Source organism: Clostridium beijerinckii, from assembly GCF_008705175.1.
Classification (GTDB): Bacteria; Bacillota; Clostridia; order Clostridiales; family Clostridiaceae; genus Clostridium; species Clostridium beijerinckii.
This window is the reverse complement of sequence record NZ_CP043998.1, coordinates 1,957,383-1,977,615: the sequence shown is the minus strand read 5'-3', so window position 1 is coordinate 1,977,615 and position 20,233 is coordinate 1,957,383. Positions and strand designations below refer to the sequence as shown.

Here is a 20,233-nt window from a genome sequence, read left to right as displayed (position 1 = left end):
TCTTATATTTGCCTAATAAATAGACGTTCTAATTCCCTTTTATTTAACTCACTACCAATTATTGAAACCACTTTCTTATTTGACCATCTAATTTTCCTGCTTTTAAATTCATTAGGTACATAATCAAATTGATAATATTCTCCATCGTTTGCTTTAAAAACACCTTTAGCTCTTATTATTCTTCCGAACTTATCATTAGTTGAAATAATTTCGAATTTTTTTTGAATTTCAAGCATACTTATATTTTCTTCAAGATCTATAGGATAGCTTTCAAAAATTTCATTTGCACTATGATTTACTTCTCTTCTCATCTGCTTACTTGCGCTAGAGCTAATACTAGAATTTGCAGCAAAAATTTTTCTTTTTTCATTTATTACATTTGTACTAAGAAAATCACTTCCTTTTAATAACTCCCATGGTTTATATATTATTTTAGCTTTCAAATTTAACTTTCTTATAGAATCTATAGTTGTATCAATTTTTTTATTATCTACAAGTTGACTTCTGCTTAAAACTATAGTTTTTGCTCTTTTTATTTGATTCTCATAAAATTCCTTAAAATTTTTCAAATACATATCATAATTTCTAATATCAATTAAAGTAAAAATATTTCTAATTTCGAGCTCATGCTGAAACTTCTTTTCTTGGAGAATATTTAATATCTCACTTAATTTTGCTACTCCTGAGGGTTCAATTATTATATTGTTCGGATTATACTTACCTATAACTTCTAAAACAGCTTCTCCAAAATTTCCAGATACCTGACAACAAATGCATCCAGAATTTATTTCCTTAATTTCAATATTACTTTCTTTTAATATGTCTCCGTCTATTCCAACTTCTCCGAACTCATTTTCTATAATAACCGTATTGCTATCATAAACCTTTTCTGACAATAACTTTTTGATTAACATTGTCTTTCCAGCACCTAAAAAACCTGAAAATATATCAACTTGAACTTTCATCAAACTTTTCTCCTTCCATTGCAACCATACATTATATTCATATTTTTATTTATACTATAATTGCTCAATATATATGAATAAAATTTATTTACAATTTTTCATAACAAAAAAGTCCTTATAATTAATAAAAAGTTATTAATTATAAGGACCCTCGTTATAGCCTAAGCTAAATGAAATAATTAAATATGTTATGCTACTATTTTATTTAGATATATACTTTAACTTATAGCTATAAATTTATCTAGCATTTATAAAAATCCAAGAAAAATTCACATATATTTCTATTCATATTAACAACAGAATTAATATGGATAATAGAAGAAATGAGTAGCTCTATCTGTTGTCGCAGTATCTTGAAGAATAAGCCTTTTATGTAATACCGAATTTCCAAAGCTTGTCCTTTGGTTATCTACAATATAAGCATATCCATCTTTATCCCAACCCATAAAAATATAAACATGAGTATAATTATTTGTAAATACAATATCTCCTGGTTTAATCTGAGAGAAATCATAACTATAGACAAATCCCATATTCTTTAATATGTTCTCTAACTGATATGTATTTGCTGTTGAAGTTGGTATATTAACACCTATTCTTCTTAACGCTTCAGATGTAAAATATACGCAGTTATTACTAGTAATTCCGTCATGCAATGCAACAGCAGTACTATCTACACTTAATTGATTATTTACATTAGTCATATATTTAAATAGCTGATAGTTTGTACCTGAATGCGAATAATTAGAGGAAGTATTCACTGTTTCACCGCTAGGATTAACATATGTATAATTATCTATCCACACATTTTTAATTAATGAACCATCACTAGAAAATCTATATTTTTTACCGTTTATAACCGTATCCCCTGATGCCATTATACCTGACGTACCATCCAGATAGTATATCTTATCATTTAAAGTTAACCATCCATATTGCATTGCTCCTGATCCTGAAAAATAATAATAGCTATTGTCTATCTTTACCCATCCAGTTGCCATTGCTCCATTATCATTGAAAAAGTATTTAGCACCCTTTATTGTTTGCAATCCTTTTTCCATTTTTCCATCTTTATCAAAGTAATACCAATTTCCAGATATCTGCTTCCAATCATTTTTTATTGCTCCATTTATTCTATCATAATAGTACCAATTCTTATCCTTATCGCTTTCCCAACCATCTTTTACATTACCATCGTCATTGAACTGATATTCCTTACCATCGATAGTTTCAGTTCCTTTAAGCCTATTTCCATTTCTATCCAGATAGCACCATTTACCCTTTAAAAAATACCACCCCTTATCTAACCTAAACTTATTTCCTTCAACATCGCAATAAGTATAAGTACCATTTACTATTTTTTGAGTTATATTTTTAGGTAATCTCTTTAATTGATTATTTCCTAAATCTAAATAAGTTAATCTAGGTAAATCTCCCAAATAATCAGGAATATCTTCATATATATAGCAAGAATTTAAGTTTAGATACTCTAGATTCTTTAACATCTTTATTTCTTCCGGTATATTATTACCAACTCTTTTATGGCTTAAATCAATTTTTTTGATATTCAAAAAATCTGCTTCTGTTAAGTTGTCCACTTTTTTACTTAACTGCTTGGCCACTTCTTCTGTAAGCCAGTTGTCATTAATTTCAACACCACTCTTTTCTACAACTTCCCCACTAATCCTTGCGTCTTTTGCATAAGTTATTACTGGAATACTATTAATACATAAAAATACTGCTAATATTGCTATTTTTTTTACTCTATTGCGTCGCATCTAATCGTCTCCCTTGATTTTTTTCATATAAATTATACCATTTTAGACGTATAATCTCAAATAATTTTAAAAAAATCAATTTTAGGAAATTTAATAGTATCTGCTTTTTTCTCACTTATTCTATATACTTTTAAATTATATGATTTTCTAGAATATTACTTAAATCTATATCTCGAATTGAGTTAACAATCATATCTGCTTTAGATAAATCTTGATTTCCAGAGTTAATATTTTTAAATCCTATACAATTCATTTTAGCATCTTTTGCAGCAAATACTCCATTCCTAGAATCTTCAATAACGACACATTCTTTTGGCGATATTCCCAATTTTTTTGATGTTTCAATATAAATATCTGGTGATGGTTTCCCTCTTTCAACTTCTTCTCCGCTTATAATATATTTAAAGTATTCTTGTAATTTAAACTTTGATACAACTATATCAATTAAATCTTTAGGTGATGATGATGCTATTGCAGCAGGAATATTTCTATTCTTTAATTCTATTAACAATTCTTTGATTCCATCTATTGGCTCTAAATGAGATTCAATAATCTTCATTTTAGTCAATTCTACTTTATAGTCTATTATTTCTTCCAGTGATTTTTTTATATTGTAATTTTCCTTTATATCCGTATACATATATTCATTTGTTGATCCTACGTATTTTTCCAATTCTTTTTCTGAAATATCACAACCTAATTCTCTTATTGTTTGCATATCCACCTCAAAATGAATTGGTTCACTATCAATAATTACTCCATCCATATCAAATATAAATGCTTTCATAATATACCTCCAAATTAATAAAATACATAAACTTTACATCGCTTTAGAATTTGCTATAATGATCTAAACAATTCCTCAAACGTATCGAATTCAACTATACCTTCATCACTAATCTTATCTTTTTCGCATGCTGTATAAATATATCTAAATGAACTAATTCCACTTAATATCTCATTAAATTCTTCTATTTTCTTTTTAAAAAACTCGCTTGCATTTTTAAATTCTCTATATCCATAATCCATCCCCTCCTTTTGCATAATAGAATTATGCAAAAGTTACTAAAATCGTTTCTTAAATGTATCTATATCACTTATCTTTTATCTCAAAAGCTACTTTATATAACATACATTTAATTTTGCAATCCTACTAATAGATTATGATTATTTTTTAATTAGTTAAGTAAGAATATAATAATTTAATAGTATTTTCAAAAGCACTATAATGAGTCCTTTCCATGCCATGAGATGCGTGGACGCCTGGTCCTATCAACGCTCCGCGTATATCATTTCCACCTCTTAAAGCAGCCCCTACGTCTGAGCCGTACATTGGATAAATATCTACAGCATATTTAAGCTCATTATCCTTTGCAAGATTAATTAGTTTTGTTACCATATTATAATCATATGGTCCTCCTGAATCTTTGGCGCATATTGATACATCATATTCACTGCAAGTTAAATCATCGCCAATACATCCCATATCTACTGCTATCATCTCAACTATATCGCTTGGTATATATGATGCTCCATGTCCAACTTCTTCATAAGTTGAAATTAATATCTTGGTAGTATATTTAGGAACTATTTTTTCTCTATTAAATAATTCCAATAAACCCATTAAACAAGAAACACTACCTTTATCATCAATAAATCTTGACTTTATAAACCCACTCTCAGTAATTGTTGTTTTAGGATCAATAAATATAAAATCTCCTACACAAATACCCAACTTTTGAACATCACTTTTTGAATGAACCTCTTCATCAATTCTTATTTCCATATTTTTTGGATCTCTTGTTTTACTTGAGCTATCCTCAAAAACATGGGCTGCAGGACTTGTGCTTAAGAATGTTCCTGTATATTTCTTTCCTTCCCTTGTTCGTATTGTACAATATTCGCTGTCTAAAGTCGGAACAATTGGTCCTCCAAGTAAGGTAAACTTTATTTTTCCATCTGAAGTTATTGATCTAACCATGGCTCCTAACGTATCTACGTGCGCAGATAATCCTAATATTTTTTCATCCGATTTACCCTTTATAGTTATTATTCCACAACCTTTATTGGTAGTTTCAAAACTATATCCTAGTTCTTTAACTATATCTCTTATTTTATCAATTATCTCAAAGCAGAAGCCAGTTGGACTATCAAATTCTAATATCTCCTTTGCAACATCTAAAACGTATTCTTTATTAACACATAATTCCATAAAATCAACCTTCCTTCAAAAATTAAAATCTCTTTGTTAATTTCAAAAATGCCTAATCATAAATTCAGACAAAAATTTCATTATATCAATATCCTTAACTCTTACTCTATATGACTAATAACATTCTCTAATAAGTAAAATTAGATACAATTCACTAAATAGGATTTCCAAAAGTAATCCTATTTAGCGCATTGCATCCAACTTTGCTATACTTTTATCATAATTCTTTTTAATTATTACTCAAAATAAATCTTAATTTTCCAATTAAAATATCCATTTCTTCATCGGTTCCTATTGTTATTCTCAAAAAATTATCTATTCTTTCTTTATCAAAATATCTTACTAGTATTCCTTGACATTTCAAATTCTCATAAATAAACTTCCCAGAAGCACTGTTATGACTAGCAAAAACAAAATTTGATTTTGACTTTAAAACTCTAAAATCTAATTTTTCTAATTCCTTGACCACTTTTTCTCTTGTTTTTACTATTTTCTTAGTTATTTCCTCAAAATATTTACTATCTTGAATAGCTGCTTTAGCCCCAGCTAAAGCCACTCTATCTATAGTATAAGAATTTATGCTATTTTTAATTCTGTTTAATCCCTCTATTAAATCTTTATGACCTAGCGCAAATCCAACTCTTAATCCTGCTAATGAACGTGATTTTGATAATGTTTGAATTACTAAAAGATTATCATATTCATGTATATATTTAACCATTGACTGGCCACCAAAATCTATATAAGCTTCATCAATAATTACTACTCTATCTTTATTAGCTTCAATTAAACTTTTTAAGCTTTCTGTATTTATATATTTTCCTGTTGGAGCATTAGGATTTGGTATTATTACTCCACCATTTGTCTTTTTTAGCTCTTCCAATGGTATATCAAAATTATCGTCTAATTTTACTAATTCATAATTTAAATCAAAAAGTTCAGCATAAACCTTATAGAAAGTATAACTTATATCTGGAAATAATATTTTTTTGTTCTTTGAAAAGAAAGTCATAAACGAAAATGCCAAAATCTCATCCGAACCATTTCCTATAAATATTTCATTCTCATCTAACTTATAATAATTAGCTATTTCACTTATTAACTCACTACATGTTGGATCTGGATAAAGTTTCAAGTCATCATTAACCGCGTTCCTCATGGCTTCTAAAACTTTATCTGATGGTGGATACGGATTCTCATTCGTATTTAGTTTTATGTACTTTCTATCCTTAGGCTGCTCCCCAGGCACATAAGGCTCTATTTCTCTAACTTTATCATTCCAATATTTACTCATACAACTGCCCCCTAGTATGTTATGTTTTTACTATATTATACCCTAAGTCTAAAATATCTTCTATTACTTTATTGTTATTAATAATTCTTAAAATAAACGAAAGATTTCCAATTTTTTAACATTTTCTTATAATTTATTGGTAAAATGGTTTATAGTAAGGTGGAAATATGAGTATTATAAGCTTTTTTTCTACGTCTCTAAGTTCAATATGAAAGGAGTGGTAAATTTAATGAGTAAGCTATTCAAGGGTATTGTTATTATATTTTGGATATCTATCTTATTTGTTTTTCTTAAATATCAATTATATAGTGATGGAGTTAATAAGATAATATTTTTTTTAAATACATATGGAAAATTCAGTGCAATTTTATTTTTCATAATTGCATCACTAAGAATTTTCACACTAATTCCTTGTACAATTTTTATAATTATTGGCGGAATATTATTTAATCCATATGAAGCATTTATTTTAACTGCAACAGCGAATTTATTAAGTGAAATTCTATTATTTTTCTTTGCAAGACTTACGTTTGGAATGAGTTACCAGAATAAAATAGTAAATAAATATCCCAAAATATACAACATGATAAAAAAAAATAATGTGCAACTTCTAGCTTTAGGGGTATCTTCACCAGTTGTTCCCACCGACATTATTTGTTTTTTTTCTGTATTAGCTGAAATTAGCTTTATTAAATATACTTTAACAATATTTTTTGCAGATACACCAATAATTTTGCTTTATACATTTTTAGGAATTAGTATAAAGTATTCGTTATACGTATTTGCTGTTATGCTTTTTATTATCATACTAGTTAATTATTTTAATTTCAAAAAATGGAGTAATCAAACTAATTAAACAAAGATAGCTATTGATTATGTTATTATATTTACATAATCAATAGCTATTATTAATATTTATCAAATTCTATCGTTTATATATGGATCTTACTTAAGCACATCTATAGGCGAATTTCCTATACCTTTATAATCTTACATATAGCCCTTAAACACAACTGAATTTTTACGACAAATCCATTTCTTTATATGTTTGTTGCATCACCTAATATCAAACCTTTATGTTTATAAAATATTAAGCGAAATTTACAACACGACTTTTAATATTTAAATATCTCATTCTTTTTTCAATCAAATACAAAAAATATCTTATAAATTTATCATATTACAATCTTTTTTTAAATAAAATGAATATATTATACTAAAATAATTTTTAGGAGTTCCATATGATTCTTATATCACCTCTTTTACTAGCTATTTCAACAAATATAGTAACATTATCATTTTTTTTATCTTATGGAATTAAGAAAATACATTTATCTAAATCAAATAGTATTTTACTTGCAATAGTAACTTCTGCTAGTACATTTGTTTCTATGTATATTGGTAAATTAATTCTGCCCTTAATAGATCCTAAGGTCAGTAATATATTTGGTGCTATTCTTTTAAGTTATATTGGTATTTCTTTTATAGTTGAGAATATTCGCTTAGAAAAAAAACGTCTTGGTTACGATACTTCCTTTTATTATGAAAGTTCTTTTAAATATAAAAACCTCTTGGAGGATTCTTATATTCTAAATTTAGATAACTCTCATAATATAAATCTAAGAAAATGTTTAGCTCTTTCCATCTCACTATCTGTAAACAATATTTGTACAAATTTTGCTGCAAGTATAACAGGTGTTAATCTTAGTATAAGTGTATTTTTAAATTTTATTATTTCTATCTTATTTGTATATATAGGCTACTTTAATCGAAATATCAATTTTTCAAAATATTTGATTAGATATTCAAATTTTATTTCTGGAATTGTATTAATCGCTTTCGGAATTTATGAAATATTTGTTTAATAATAATATAATAATGCCATGGAGTAGTAATGCAGAATATATCCATGGCATTAAAAATTATTTTTAGAACATTAGCTTATTCTAAAATCCATTCTATTCGTATCTAAGTGCTTCTATAGGATCTAGTTCAGCTGCTTTCTTTGCTGGATAATATCCAAAGAATACTCCAATAAACATTGAAAATGAAAAACTTACTAAAATAACTAATGGCGATACTGTAGTTGCATATCCCATAGCTTTTGAACCAATTGCTCCTGCACCTAAACCAAGTAATATTCCTAAAATACCACCAATGGAGCATATTATAATTGATTCAACTATAAATTGCATCTTTATATGACTGCTTTTAGCTCCAAGTGCCTTTCTAGTTCCTATCTCTCTTGTTCTTTCTGTAACAGATACTAGCATTATATTCATAACTCCAATTCCGCCAACCACTAGCGAAATTCCTGCAATAGCAGATATAGCCACTGCAACTGTAGTCATCATTGATGTCATTGATTCAAGCATACTTTCCATATTGCTTGCTTGAGCTTCAAACTTTGCATTTTTTGCATAAAGCTTAGATAAGTAGTCTGATAATTCATTAGTAAATGACTGAACATTTACTTCATCTTTTGCTTTTATTTGAAATGTCTGGTAATTTTTATTAGTTGCTGTCTTCTTTGTTACAGTAACAGGAATATATAGGTCAGTAGTTAAATTTTCATCAGATGTTGTTCTATTTCCTCCCGAAGCCTTATATTTATATACTCCAACTATTGTGTATGTGTAAATTGCATTTGATGTATAAACTTTTATATCTTGATTTATGGGATCTACATTTGTTCCAAATATCTTGGATACTAATTTATCTGAAACTACTGCAACATCTTTTGCTCCATCAATATCATTTTGTGAAATATATCTACCTTCGGCCATTTCCAAATTTTTAACATCTTTATATCCAACATTTGTCCCTACTGTGCTTACATTAGAATACGTTGAATCATTTTTAACTTTACCTGAGCTACCACTTTCAGATACACTTATAGAACTTATTTCGTCACTAAAGTTTTCCTGTAAATCATTTATCTGTTCCATTGTCATAAGGTCAATATCTTTTGCAGTGCTACTTGATTTTCCTTGTCTTCCTGAACCTCCTGGAGGCATTCCTCCTCCGCTTGCTGCTTTCATTGCACCTGCACCTGGCACTCCACCCCCACCTTGTGGTGCGCCACCGCCTGACTTTGCGCCTCCACTATTATTTGGTGAATTGCCATTTGAGTTTTTCGAGTTTGAACTATTAGAATTTTTCGAACCTGAATTTTTTGAATTCGAATTATTTTTGTCCTTTAAATTCGAATTATCGGAATTCAACGAATTTAATGTACTTGTAGTACTTTTTTCTTGCACGTTAACTGTAATATTAGTTGCACCCATTGAAGACATTGAACTTGTTAAAGAAGAGGTCATTGCATTTCCTACTGAAACAACACCAATTACTGACGCTATCCCTATTATTATTCCAAGCATTGTAAGTAACGCTCTCATTTTATTGGATTTAAGCCCCGCAACTGCAAGCATTATATTTTCTTTTATAAACATACTTTGTCCTCTTTTGGAAATCTTCTGTAGTACATATCATTCTTTTTTTCAGATATTATATTTCCATCCTTCAAAGTTATAATTCTTTCTGTTTCCTCCGCAAGTTCGCTATTATGGGTTATAAATACAATGGTTTTGCCTTCCTGTTCATGAACTTTATGAAACAAATCCATAACCAATCTTCCAGTTGTTGAATCAAGTGCACCTGTAGGCTCATCCGCAAGTATTATACTTGGATCATTAGCTAATGCTCTAGCAATAGCCACTCTCTGCTTTTGTCCTCCTGACAGTTCATTGGGTTGATGAGACATTCTATCTTTCATTCCAACAAGATCTAAAAGTTCTTCTGCACGTATTCTTCTATCTTTTTTACTCATTCCATAGTAAAGCATTGGCAATTCCACATTTTTCAAAGCTGAACTTCTTGGAATTAGATTATATGTCTGAAATACAAAACCTATTTGTTTATTTCTTACTTCAGATAAACCATTATCAGATATTTCATTGATATTTGTACCATCTAAAATATAGTTCCCAGAAGTTGCTCTATCAAGTGCTCCTATAATATTCATTAATGTACTTTTTCCAGAACCAGATGAACCAACTATTGCTACAAATTCTCCTTCTTTTACACTAATATCAATTCCTTTTAAAATATTTAATTGATTTGGAGTTCCAATATAGAAGCTTTTTGTAATGTCTTTCATTTCTATTATATTTTTACTCAAAGACACTCACCCCCTACTTTGTTTTTCTAGAATTTATTTCTACTGGATCACCAACTTTATAGCTTGTTGGTTCATTAAGTATAATCATTCCATCTGATAGATCAGAACCATCAATTTCAACATTTGCATTTGATTCTATACCTTTAGTTACTGGAATCTCCTTAACGATATATTTCCCACCCTGTTCAACTGCTGCATAAACCTCGTTTTGTCCACTGTTATTAATTACTGCTCCATATGGTACTGAATAAATATCATCTTTTTCATCTGTGATAATATTTACTACTGAATTCATACCTACTTTCACCTTATCATTTTTACCGGTTAACTGTACCTTAACTGTGAAAGATACATCACTGCTTGTCGTATTACTAGTGCTACTAGTACTAGTGCTAGTTTTACCGTTACTACTACTAGTTGTACTTGTACTCGCACTGGCAGTACTAGAAACTGGTTCAACACTTAAAACTTCTGCATCAATAATATCAGAACCTGAAGCATCCGTTGTTATTTGAGCTTTTTGTCCCACTTTTACTTTTGCGACATCTGTTTCATCAACACTCGCATTAACAATTAAATTGTCTAAATCCTGAATTACAAATAATGCCCCAGATGCTTGTATACCTACTACAGCATTTACATTAGTTACTGTCCCATCTACAGTCGCTACAACCTGAGCATCTTGCAATTTCTTTTTCTTGTCTTCATATGCAAGTCTATTACTCTTATCATTAGCTGCTGCTTGAGCAGATTCATAAGCTGTTTTTGCTTCAGATAATGCTTGATCAGAATTAACTTTTGCTGCTTCTAATGCAACTGTTGATTTATCATAAACTCCTTTGGAATTTTCATAATTGGTTTTTGCTGTATTTAGATCTTGCTGAGAGATTTCGCCATTTTGAAACATGACCTTATCATATTCATAAACTTTACTCTTATCTTCCATATCGAGTTTTGCACTATCAACAGATTTTTCTGCATTTATTATATCAGTTTGTAAGTTATTATCATGTAAATACTGCAAATTGTCATATTTTTGTTTTGCACTTGTTAATGATAACTGATTTTTTTGCTCATTTGCATTTAGAGTTTGTTCTGCCTCAGCAAGTTGTTCTTGAAGAGTTGATGTATCTATTGTTGCAAGCACATCCCCTTTTTTTACTACATCTCCAACTGAAACATTAATTGATGCAACATTATATTCTAAATTTGAATATATATTAGTTGAATCTCCACTCTTTATAGCGCCTGATGAACTAATTGTTGTAGCAATATTTGTTTTCTTAAGAGTTGTATACTTAACGCTGCTTTGTGTTACTTTCGTTTTAGCAAATTTAACCTTATAAATACCTGCTCCTATTGCTAAAACAACTAATATCGCAACTAAACTTATAACTTTCTTTTTAGTTAAAAATTTTTTCTTGCTTGCTTCAGTTGTTTCCATAATTTCTTTATTAGCTAAAGTTTTTTTATTAAATAAAAGCTTCAATTTTAGTAACCCTCTTTCATTTCAATGTACTTTAAATAAGACAAATAGCATTGATTTCTTTTATTTATAAAATCCGCATTATCATTATCTAGAGTCAATTTCGCAGCATCTACATCATTTTTTGAAACAAATCCATAATCATATTTTGTTTGCTCAATTTCATATTCTTTTTGTTTCTGGTTTATTACATCATAACTGCTTTTTATTGAATTGTAAGAAGTCATTAAATCATTATATTGTTTTTTAAAGCTTGTCTCAGTACTATTCATTAGCGACTTTAATTTGTTATTTGCTTCTTCAACTTTATTATCATAAATATCTTTATTATCATAATCATCTTCAGCATCATCTAAATCATCAATCTCATCATTTTGAAGTTTTATATCAATATTATTTTCAAGCATTTTGCTCAAATCATCTTCATAATTAATTTTAGATATAACATCAAAATTTTTATCTATATCATTTTCAAATGTAACTTTACTCTCAGAACTTATTCCAAGTAAGTTAAATAGCTTAAGTTTATCAAGCTCTGCTGTATTCTTTGACGAATCCAAGTCGTCAACTGAAGTATTTCCTTGCAATAATTCAGTATATTTATTTTTAGATATAAAGCCACTATCATATTGAAGTTTATATATTTGTTCTTTCTTAGTATTAATATTCACTGTATCTTCTTTTATTTTTTCATTTGGTAAATCAGACAAATAAGTTATGTATGCCTGTTGAGCTGCGTAAACTTGATCTTCAATTTCCTTGTTATAATCATCCCTGGCTGTTTTAAAAGCATCTCGCTTTGTCGTTAAAGTTGTATCAGCATTATCATAAGCATTTTTCGCATCATAAGCTGCTTTGGCATTATCATAAGCTACTTTAAGAGTTTCTTTTTGAGCGTCATCTGTACAATTTTCATAAGCATTTTTTGCCGATTCATAGTTTGACTCGATATTCTCCTTATCACTATAAGCATCATATGAGCTCTTTGCACTACCATAATCATCTAATGCATCATGATATTCCTCTTGTGCTATTTTTAAATTATTCTGTTTAATCTTAATATCTAAATTATTTTCAGTCATGATATCTCTTATGTTTTCTAATGATACTTTAATCGTACCACTATCAGACACTTCGTTAACTGCACTATTATCAGTCGTAGCAGCATATGCACCTGGTATATTAAGAATTGATATGCCACCAGAAACCACTAAAGTTCCAATTAAAAAACTTATAAATGTCTTTCTCAATCTTGTCTCCTCCTCGATTTGTCATTTAGTAATATTATTCTATTTTAAATTTATTTTCTAATTATAATAAAGGATTGTAACATCTCTATTACACATATATAAACAGAATATAAACAAATGTTAAATTCATGTTAAATTTAATATTATAAATTAAAACTAGAGGTGCAAGTAACTTTTGCATTTTCTTACAAAAGTTACTTGCACCTCTAGCCAACATTTCATAATTTCATTATTTTCCCATGTGGTTTTTAAAATTTATAGTATAAACTCAAACCATTATCAAAATAAACATATTTTTATTCAATATGAAATAATTATTAGTTTATAAGTTAAATCTATATCCAGCTCCCCACACAGTTTCAATATACTCAGGATTACTGCTATCTAACTCAATCTTCTCTCTTATTCTATTAATATGTACAGTTACAGTAGAACTATCTCCTAAAGATTCTTCTCCCCATATCCTGTCTAGCAATGTATCTTTTGAAAATACGATATTAGGGTTTGAAGCTAAGAACATTAAAAGTTCAAATTCCTTGTTAGCAAATTTAACTTCATTTTTCCCTATATAAACTCTTCTTGCTTTAAGTAAAATTTTAATACGCCCAATAGTTATTGAACTTTTTTCATTATCGCTATTTTTTTCAATAGTTGTGAGACGTTCATATCTAGAAATATGTGCATTTACTCTTGCTACAAGTTCGCTTGGACTAAATGGCTTTACAATATAGTCATCAGCACCTATGCCGAGTCCTTGTATTTTATAGATATCTTCTTTTTTAGCAGTTACCATCAAAATGGGTATTTCTTTAACAGCTCTTATCTCCTGACAAACTTTAAATCCATCCTTTCCTGGCAGCATAACATCTAAAAGGATCAAATCAAATTCTTCATTTAGCGCAAGATCTAGTCCTTTATATCCATCTTGAGCAATTTCTGTTTTAAATCCAGTTATCTCCAGATAATCTCTTTCTAATTCAGCTATACTTTCATCATCTTCTATTATCAATATCTTTTTCATTGACTATCCTCCCTACCTTATAATATATATCTGTTTTACAATTATCTTTTAGGTAATGTTATTCTTATTGTAAGTCCATCATTATTAAAAGCTTCAATCTCTCCATCATGCGCTTCTATTATATGTTTTGCTATAGCTAATCCAAGTCCACTTCCTTCATTAGGCTTTGTTCGTGAAACATCTCCTCTATAAAAACTTAGAAATAACTTTGAAAGCTCTTCATCAGGAACCCCTGAACCATTATCACTAATTTCTAATATTGCAAATTCCTCATCTTCATACAATTTAATTTTTATTTTAACTAAATTCCTTTGCTTATATTTAACACTATTATCCAATATATTCAGAAGAACTCTATTTATTTCATTATAATCGAGTTTCACTAATGTTGAATTCTCACATTTACTTTCAAATGAAATTTCAACGTTTTTTCCATAAAACTCTTTCTTAGCACACCTGTAAAATCTCTCTATATATTCCCTAATGCTTACTACATCAAATTTAAATGGAAATCGGCCTGTATCTAATTTAGAAAAAAGGAACAGACTATCAACTAATACATCCATATCACAAGCCTTAGTATAAATTGTGTCTAAATACTTTTTTTGTTTTTCAGGAGTATTTGCTACCCCATCACGTAATCCTTCCACATAACCTTTAATTGCAGTTAATGGTGTTCTTAGATCATGGGATATTCCTACCACTAGTTGCTTTCTATCTTCTTCATATTTTAGCTGCATATCGACCGAATGTTTTAATCTTAATCTCATTTCATCAAAATCACCACAAACTTGTCCAAATTCATCATCACTTTCATAATTCATTTCAAAATCCAGATTTCCGTTTTTTATCTGTTCAGCTCCATAGCTTAAAAGTTCTAAAGGGCGAATCAATTTCTTATAAATCTTACTGGATAGTATAACATTAGTTATCGTAACAACAATTAGCGAAATTATAATAACTATTATTATATAGCTTATTACCAAAGTTGACATTTCATTTTTTATGTCAATCCTTACAGGTTTATATGATGGATTTATTGCAATAATATTTACTACTTTATTATCCTTAACAAAGCTATTTTTAACTAAAGATATGGAGTTCATCTCTAAAACTAATGAATTAGATTTGAAAAGTACATCATCTCCTATCATCGAAATAGCTTCTTTATCCTTATCTTCAATATTTGATGACACAATTTCCCCATCATATGTTATTATTAGATGATATCCCTTAGGATCAAGAAATTTCTGTAATTGCTCTGGAAATTTATCTAAATCATTTTTATTTTCTATATTTCTCATATCTGGTTTTAAACTTTGTTGAATGAAATAAGCATTCTGATCATGCTCCCTATAACCTTCAAATTTATTTTCATAAGCCTTTGAAAATGGAATATTCATTATAAATGCAATAATAAATATGATAATTACAGGTATAATTAACATGAATATATTTGAAATGGTTAGACGTTTCTTTATTTTCATAATAGTTCCTCAACCAAATTCTTAATAACATATAAACTTGATAAATTTATTTTATCTGGATTCGTCAACAGGGAATAATCCTTTATCCATAAATTACCCTGAACTATTTTGCACTCTTTTATTTCTTCCGTTGGATCTTCATCATAAACTTCTTCCAATTCCTTTGTCTTAGTAAGTACAACAATTCTTCTGCATGCCTCTTCATGCTCATCGTAAATATTAAAAAAGCTGTTATATGAATCGTAGTTTCTAACTGATGTCACTACCTTTAAAAATAAATTATATCTTTCTGCTGCTTCAATTGCTTTTATCAATTCTTTTTTCATACTATCTCTCCATGTGAATCAAAATATTTCTTCAAAACTATAGTGGTTTATATAATAAAAAGGCTAAATATCCCTATATTATAGAATTTACTTATAATTTTAACTATAACTTTACTATATTTAATTTAATTATCTCATAGGGATATATCCTTTTCAATAAAGTTTACTTATATACTTATCAATATTAGCCTAAAATTGATGTTAACTAAAATATTTTTTACCTAAGCAACTCATTTTTAAGGCTTTTTATTTCATTTTCCTCTAAGTACCTCCATTTTCCTATCTCCAGATTATTAAGCTTTATATTCATTATTCTAATTCTTTCAAGTTTAATAACCTTATAACCTAAAGCTCCGCTCATCTTACGAATTTGTTTATTCATCCCCTGAGTTAGTATAATTTTAAATGTATTATCATCTACCCTTTCTACTCGACATGGTCTTGTTTTAACAAATTTATTTTTTTCACGTTCTATATTTTTCAATTCTTTCAACTGTACTATGGATGAGTCACCTATATTTTCTTCCCCTAGTGGATTTTCTTTATCTTCTATTTTATTATATAAACCTAATTTATCACTTATCCTTCTAACACCAGAACTTTTATTCCCTGTAATCTCCACTCCATCAGACATCCTCTTTAAAAATTCATCATCAAAGTTTTTATTTACTTGAACTAAATATTCTTTTTCATGCATATTATCGCTTTCTAAAATCCTATTAGCAACTTCACCATCATTAGTCATTAAAATAAGCCCTTGCGAGTCTTTATCTAATCTGCCAACTGGAAATATATAGTGTGGATATTTCATATAGGAAATTATATTATCACTAACTTTATTCTCTGCAGTACAAGTAATTCCAACTGGTTTATTCAAAACAATATATACTTTTTCCACCGTAGAAATTGGTTTGCCGTCAAATATTATTTCATCCGAATCATTTACCCATTGTCCCTCAACACAATATCTTCCATTTATAATAATTCTCTTTTCTTTAATCAATCTATTTGTTTCCTTTCGAGAACAAATTCCATAGTTACTAAATAATTTATTTATCCTCATTGTTTACGCTATCCTTTCAAGCTACTAAAATTCAATTGTATATTAATATTAATCAAATATTATACTTTTAACAATAGCAAAAGCTTCTCTTGTATATGTTATAGGAATTAAATACCATACAGTGCAACTAGAATAATTGCTATAATTTACATATCCATTTCTCTTTGCTAAGATACTGCTTCTAAGAGCATGAAAATCGCTTGTTACTATTTTAATATTAAGTTTATCTAGAGGTTTCCCACTATTCTCTTCTATTTTTGCTTTTGAAAATTTAAGATTTTCATCTGTATTCCTTGAATTATCTTCAATTATTACTTTTTCCTCATCAACTCCTCTATTTAATAAATATTTTTTCATTGCATGTGATTCTGGCAGCTTCTCGTCAGATCCTTGTCCTCCTGATAAAACAATGAATCTACAATTATCTTCTTTTATGTATTCTAAAGCTGCATCCAACCTTCCTTGAAGGATTAAACTTGGGTTAGAGTTAGTATCAAGTCCTGCTCCCAAAACAATAATATAATCTGCATTCCCCTTATTATATTTAGGATAATTAATTATAAAAATTTCTATTCCTAAAAAAAATATACCTCCTATGCAAATTAGTACTTTTAAAACTTTAAAATACCTATATATAAACTTATTATTTTCTATTCCCCTCTTAATAAAATGATATATTATTAAAGTAACTCCTAAAATAAAAATAGGAATACTAAATGAGATTTTAGAGCTGCTTATAATATTTATTACTGCAATATATACTATAATAATCATGCCAAAGATAATATCCAAATTTTTTTTCATAACATGCACTCCTTAATTAAAATAAAAAATATTCTGTTATAATATTTATGCACGAAAAAAGAGAATAATCTGCTTTTTCATAGTTTTCCAAATTATTCTCTGTATCTTTTTATTATTTTTATTCTATAATTTTAGTATGTTTATCTACTATTATTTAATAATTCTCCTATTTCATCATTAGTAAATTCATATTTAGTATTGCAAAAGTTACATACTATTTCCTCATTCTTTTTGTCATCATATATCTCTTGAAGAGTTTCCTTTCCAATAGATATTAAGGCTTTTTCAACTCTTTCTCTAGAACAATCACATTTATATTCTGGAGTTAAAGAATCTAATACTTTTAAATCCATTCCATCAAAAATATACTCCAAAATTTCTTCTATTGTTTTTCCTTCACTTATTAATGTAGTTATTGGTGGAATTTCTTCTAATCTATATGTTATAACATCTGCAAGAAGTTCATCTGCGCCAGGCATCATTTGCACTATAAATCCACCTGCCGCCTTTATAGATAAATCTCTATCAACCAATACACCAAGTGATACCGCTGATGGTGTTTGCTCAGATGCTGTGAAATAATATGCAAAATCTTCTGCTATTTCTCCAGTTTGTATAGGCACTTGTCCAATATATGGATCTCTAAGCCCTAAATCCTTTATTACATATAAAATACCATCTGTTCCAATAGCTCCTCCAACATCTAATTTTCCTTTTTCATTAAGAGGCCTATCAACATATGGATTTCCAATAAACCCTTTAACAGATGCATCACTATGTGCAGTTACTGTTATTCCATTTATTTCCCCATTACCATTTATTTTTAAAGTTACAACTTCTTTTTCACTTTTTAGTGTAGTTCCTATAAGTGTACCTGCAGTTAACATTCTTCCTAAAGCTGCTGAAGCTACAGGCGTACATTCATGTATTTTACAGCCCTCATTTACTAAATTAGTAGTAATCCCTGCTATTATTCTAACCATTCCATCCTTAGCTGTTGCTCTAACTATTTTATCTTGCATTTTTATCTCATCTCCTATTTCACGTCTTATTTACTTACTATGTAAAGTATTCTTTCACTATTTTCATTTACTTCCTCATCAGAATATCCTGAAAATTTATTTATTATTCTAAAGTTACATTTTTTTAATATATCTTCTATATAGCTTTCTTTATAAGCTCTCTCAAAATGCTCTTCTTCAAATTTTTTATATAGTTCATTTTCGGTTTTTACGAAGAATGTTAAAAACATATTTAATACATCATCTTCAAATGAATTTTCCCACGTATAAAAAATTTCTTCAGAACTGTAAGTGTATATATTATTTCCGAGAACGGTAGAAAGTTTATAATACGAATTTATATCAAAAATAAATATACCATTTTCTTTTAAATGTTCATATACACTTGAGAAATAATCAAGCAAATCTTCATCCTCAGTTATATAATTAGTTGAGTCAAGAACAGAAGTTATAAGATCAAATCTTTTATTTAAACTTAACTCACACATATCTTGACAAATTACTTTTGCTTTAATTTTATTCTTTTTAAATTTATCAAAAGCTACATTTAACATATCATCTGACAAATCTACTGCATAAACAGTTTTAAAGTATTTTGCTACATTAATCGAAACATTTCCAGTTCCACATGCTAAATCCAAATAATCTTCAAACTTTAACTTATTTTTTCTACATATATTTATAATCTTATCTGCAACTTTATCATAATTAATATCTTCATATATTAATTCATCATATATATTGGCAAACTCTTTATAAGCCATCTGCTTTATCACGCCCTTAACGTAAATTTACTAATTCATCTAGTATATTATATCGTAATTATTTACTTAGTCAAATTAGTAAAAATATAGAAGCTTGTCATTTACTTTGGCACTTTTTTTCTTTTAGCCATTATTCCGCCTATTCTTCCGGTCTCTCCAGAAGATAGTCCGCCCCATCCTTCTTTATTAACTTTATCGATTAAACCAAGTTCTTCTGCAATTTCATATTTAACTTTTTCTCTCATTTTTTCAGCTTCAGTAAGCTCTTTATTTGCTTTAAGTTTTGCTTTTATTGTCTTTTTTACAGATTTATTACTCATTCTTTATCCCTACCAATCTTAATAATTAGTTTTTTATTGATATTTCTTTATTTATGAAAAGAATAAAAGAAATAAAAAAATTCTAAGTTACTTGAATTACACTATAAAAATAAATTGTAAAGTTTATCTTTTCATCCAATATTATTTCCTTCTATCACTTTACTATTCTATAAAAATATATTTTTACAAAAATTACATTTAATTTATAATATTTTATAAGATTTATACGACATAATAGCTGCTAATAATTATTTCAACTTC

General features: G+C 28.2%; 20 protein-coding genes. 2 read left to right on the top strand and 18 right to left on the bottom strand.

Translation table 11 applies throughout. The features are described 5' to 3' along the window. Positions 1–2: 2 nt before the first annotated feature. The 6 genes from F3K33_RS09005 to hisC all read right to left on the bottom strand — a co-directional run bounded on the left by F3K33_RS09005 (position 3) and on the right by hisC (position 6,249). On the bottom strand, positions 3–965 hold the full coding sequence (locus F3K33_RS09005; protein ID WP_039772390.1) for a GTP-binding protein: 963 nt from the start codon (positions 963–965) through the stop codon (positions 3–5). A gap of 302 nt (positions 966–1,267) precedes the next feature. Continuing rightward, complete coding sequence (locus F3K33_RS09000; protein ID WP_039772388.1) at positions 1,268–2,743, bottom strand: leucine-rich repeat domain-containing protein; 1,476 nt, start codon at positions 2,741–2,743, stop codon at positions 1,268–1,270. 130 nt (positions 2,744–2,873) lie between these two features. Continuing rightward, positions 2,874–3,530: an HAD family hydrolase gene (locus F3K33_RS08995; RefSeq protein WP_011969137.1), complete on the bottom strand. Its 657-nt coding sequence runs from the start codon at positions 3,528–3,530 to the stop codon at positions 2,874–2,876. A gap of 53 nt (positions 3,531–3,583) precedes the next feature. After that, entirely contained in the window at positions 3,584–3,772 is a 189-nt protein-coding gene (locus F3K33_RS08990; RefSeq protein ID WP_017212999.1) for a hypothetical protein, read from the bottom strand. Positions 3,773–3,917: 145 nt separating this feature from the next. Continuing rightward, positions 3,918–4,955 (bottom strand): M42 family metallopeptidase, encoded by a 1,038-nt coding sequence (locus F3K33_RS08985; RefSeq protein ID WP_017212998.1) that lies wholly within the window; start codon positions 4,953–4,955, stop codon positions 3,918–3,920. 229 nt (positions 4,956–5,184) lie between these two features. Continuing rightward, a complete protein-coding gene (gene hisC, locus F3K33_RS08980; protein WP_023975343.1) occupies positions 5,185–6,249 on the bottom strand; it encodes a histidinol-phosphate transaminase in 1,065 nt (354 codons plus the stop codon). A 229-nt stretch (positions 6,250–6,478) separates the two neighbouring features. On the opposite strand from hisC, the gene F3K33_RS08975 reads away from it, so the two are divergent. After that, positions 6,479–7,105 (top strand): VTT domain-containing protein, encoded by a 627-nt coding sequence (locus F3K33_RS08975; protein ID WP_011969134.1) that lies wholly within the window; start codon positions 6,479–6,481, stop codon positions 7,103–7,105. A gap of 385 nt (positions 7,106–7,490) precedes the next feature. Then, positions 7,491–8,114, top strand: a complete 624-nt coding sequence (locus F3K33_RS08970) for a manganese efflux pump (RefSeq protein WP_023975342.1) — start codon at positions 7,491–7,493, stop codon at positions 8,112–8,114. A 93-nt stretch (positions 8,115–8,207) separates the two neighbouring features. Here the strand turns inward: F3K33_RS08970 and F3K33_RS08965 are convergent, their stop codons facing one another. From F3K33_RS08965 to F3K33_RS08910, 12 genes are all read right to left on the bottom strand, one after another. Further along, positions 8,208–9,701 (bottom strand): ABC transporter permease, encoded by a 1,494-nt coding sequence (locus tag F3K33_RS08965; RefSeq protein WP_017212996.1) that lies wholly within the window; start codon positions 9,699–9,701, stop codon positions 8,208–8,210. Next, on the bottom strand, positions 9,692–10,429 hold the full coding sequence (locus F3K33_RS08960; RefSeq protein WP_020372905.1) for an ABC transporter ATP-binding protein: 738 nt from the start codon (positions 10,427–10,429) through the stop codon (positions 9,692–9,694). Before F3K33_RS08960 ends, F3K33_RS08965 begins: the two co-directional genes overlap by 10 nt. Positions 10,430–10,442: 13 nt before the next feature. Next, positions 10,443–11,918, bottom strand: coding sequence for an efflux RND transporter periplasmic adaptor subunit (locus F3K33_RS08955; protein WP_039772385.1), 1,476 nt, complete (start codon positions 11,916–11,918; stop codon positions 10,443–10,445). A gap of 2 nt (positions 11,919–11,920) precedes the next feature. Next, positions 11,921–13,165: a TolC family protein gene (locus tag F3K33_RS08950; protein ID WP_017212994.1), complete on the bottom strand. Its 1,245-nt coding sequence runs from the start codon at positions 13,163–13,165 to the stop codon at positions 11,921–11,923. 322 nt (positions 13,166–13,487) lie between these two features. Continuing rightward, positions 13,488–14,186, bottom strand: a complete 699-nt coding sequence (locus tag F3K33_RS08945; protein ID WP_017212993.1) for a response regulator transcription factor — start codon at positions 14,184–14,186, stop codon at positions 13,488–13,490. Between the two features lie 41 nt (positions 14,187–14,227). Further along, a complete protein-coding gene (locus F3K33_RS08940) occupies positions 14,228–15,673 on the bottom strand; it encodes a HAMP domain-containing sensor histidine kinase (protein ID WP_017212992.1) in 1,446 nt (481 codons plus the stop codon). After that, entirely contained in the window at positions 15,670–15,999 is a 330-nt protein-coding gene (locus tag F3K33_RS08935) for a hypothetical protein (RefSeq protein WP_039772383.1), read from the bottom strand. Before F3K33_RS08935 ends, F3K33_RS08940 begins: the two co-directional genes overlap by 4 nt. 217 nt (positions 16,000–16,216) lie before the next feature. Continuing rightward, positions 16,217–17,062, bottom strand: a complete 846-nt coding sequence (locus F3K33_RS08930) for a pseudouridine synthase (RefSeq protein ID WP_039772381.1) — start codon at positions 17,060–17,062, stop codon at positions 16,217–16,219. Positions 17,063–17,110: 48 nt separating this feature from the next. Next, positions 17,111–17,866, bottom strand: a complete 756-nt coding sequence (locus tag F3K33_RS08925; RefSeq protein WP_039772379.1) for a YdcF family protein — start codon at positions 17,864–17,866, stop codon at positions 17,111–17,113. Positions 17,867–18,006: 140 nt separating this feature from the next. Then, positions 18,007–18,888 (bottom strand): Hsp33 family molecular chaperone HslO, encoded by an 882-nt coding sequence (gene hslO, locus F3K33_RS08920; RefSeq protein WP_017212989.1) that lies wholly within the window; start codon positions 18,886–18,888, stop codon positions 18,007–18,009. Between the two features lie 26 nt (positions 18,889–18,914). After that, on the bottom strand, positions 18,915–19,652 hold the full coding sequence (locus F3K33_RS08915) for a class I SAM-dependent DNA methyltransferase (protein WP_039772377.1): 738 nt from the start codon (positions 19,650–19,652) through the stop codon (positions 18,915–18,917). A 101-nt stretch (positions 19,653–19,753) separates the two neighbouring features. Then, positions 19,754–19,972, bottom strand: coding sequence for an alpha/beta-type small acid-soluble spore protein (locus tag F3K33_RS08910; RefSeq protein WP_039772376.1), 219 nt, complete (start codon positions 19,970–19,972; stop codon positions 19,754–19,756). Positions 19,973–20,233 lie beyond the last annotated feature (261 nt).

Excerpts from the sequence above, each read along its gene's own strand:
- F3K33_RS08915 (WP_039772377.1), bottom strand. The coding sequence starts at position 19,652 with ATGGCTTATAAAGAGTTTGCCAATATATATGATGAATTAATATATGAA.
- F3K33_RS08985 (WP_017212998.1), bottom strand. The coding sequence starts at position 4,955 with ATGGAATTATGTGTTAATAAAGAATACGTTTTAGATGTTGCAAAGGAG.
- F3K33_RS08995 (WP_011969137.1), bottom strand. The coding sequence starts at position 3,530 with ATGAAAGCATTTATATTTGATATGGATGGAGTAATTATTGATAGTGAA.
- F3K33_RS08970 (WP_023975342.1), top strand. The coding sequence starts at position 7,491 with ATGATTCTTATATCACCTCTTTTACTAGCTATTTCAACAAATATAGTA.
- F3K33_RS08935 (WP_039772383.1), bottom strand. The coding sequence starts at position 15,999 with ATGAAAAAAGAATTGATAAAAGCAATTGAAGCAGCAGAAAGATATAAT.
- F3K33_RS08975 (WP_011969134.1), top strand. The coding sequence starts at position 6,479 with ATGAGTAAGCTATTCAAGGGTATTGTTATTATATTTTGGATATCTATC.
- hslO (WP_017212989.1), bottom strand. The coding sequence starts at position 18,888 with ATGCAAGATAAAATAGTTAGAGCAACAGCTAAGGATGGAATGGTTAGA.
- F3K33_RS09000 (WP_039772388.1), bottom strand. The coding sequence starts at position 2,743 with ATGCGACGCAATAGAGTAAAAAAAATAGCAATATTAGCAGTATTTTTA.
- F3K33_RS08930 (WP_039772381.1), bottom strand. The coding sequence starts at position 17,062 with ATGAGGATAAATAAATTATTTAGTAACTATGGAATTTGTTCTCGAAAG.
- F3K33_RS08910 (WP_039772376.1), bottom strand. The coding sequence starts at position 19,972 with ATGAGTAATAAATCTGTAAAAAAGACAATAAAAGCAAAACTTAAAGCA.
- F3K33_RS08990 (WP_017212999.1), bottom strand. The coding sequence starts at position 3,772 with ATGGATTATGGATATAGAGAATTTAAAAATGCAAGCGAGTTTTTTAAA.
- hisC (WP_023975343.1), bottom strand. The coding sequence starts at position 6,249 with ATGAGTAAATATTGGAATGATAAAGTTAGAGAAATAGAGCCTTATGTG.
- F3K33_RS08940 (WP_017212992.1), bottom strand. The coding sequence starts at position 15,673 with ATGAAAATAAAGAAACGTCTAACCATTTCAAATATATTCATGTTAATT.
- F3K33_RS08945 (WP_017212993.1), bottom strand. The coding sequence starts at position 14,186 with ATGAAAAAGATATTGATAATAGAAGATGATGAAAGTATAGCTGAATTA.
- F3K33_RS09005 (WP_039772390.1), bottom strand. The coding sequence starts at position 965 with ATGAAAGTTCAAGTTGATATATTTTCAGGTTTTTTAGGTGCTGGAAAG.
- F3K33_RS08965 (WP_017212996.1), bottom strand. The coding sequence starts at position 9,701 with ATGTTTATAAAAGAAAATATAATGCTTGCAGTTGCGGGGCTTAAATCC.
- F3K33_RS08925 (WP_039772379.1), bottom strand. The coding sequence starts at position 17,866 with ATGAAAAAAAATTTGGATATTATCTTTGGCATGATTATTATAGTATAT.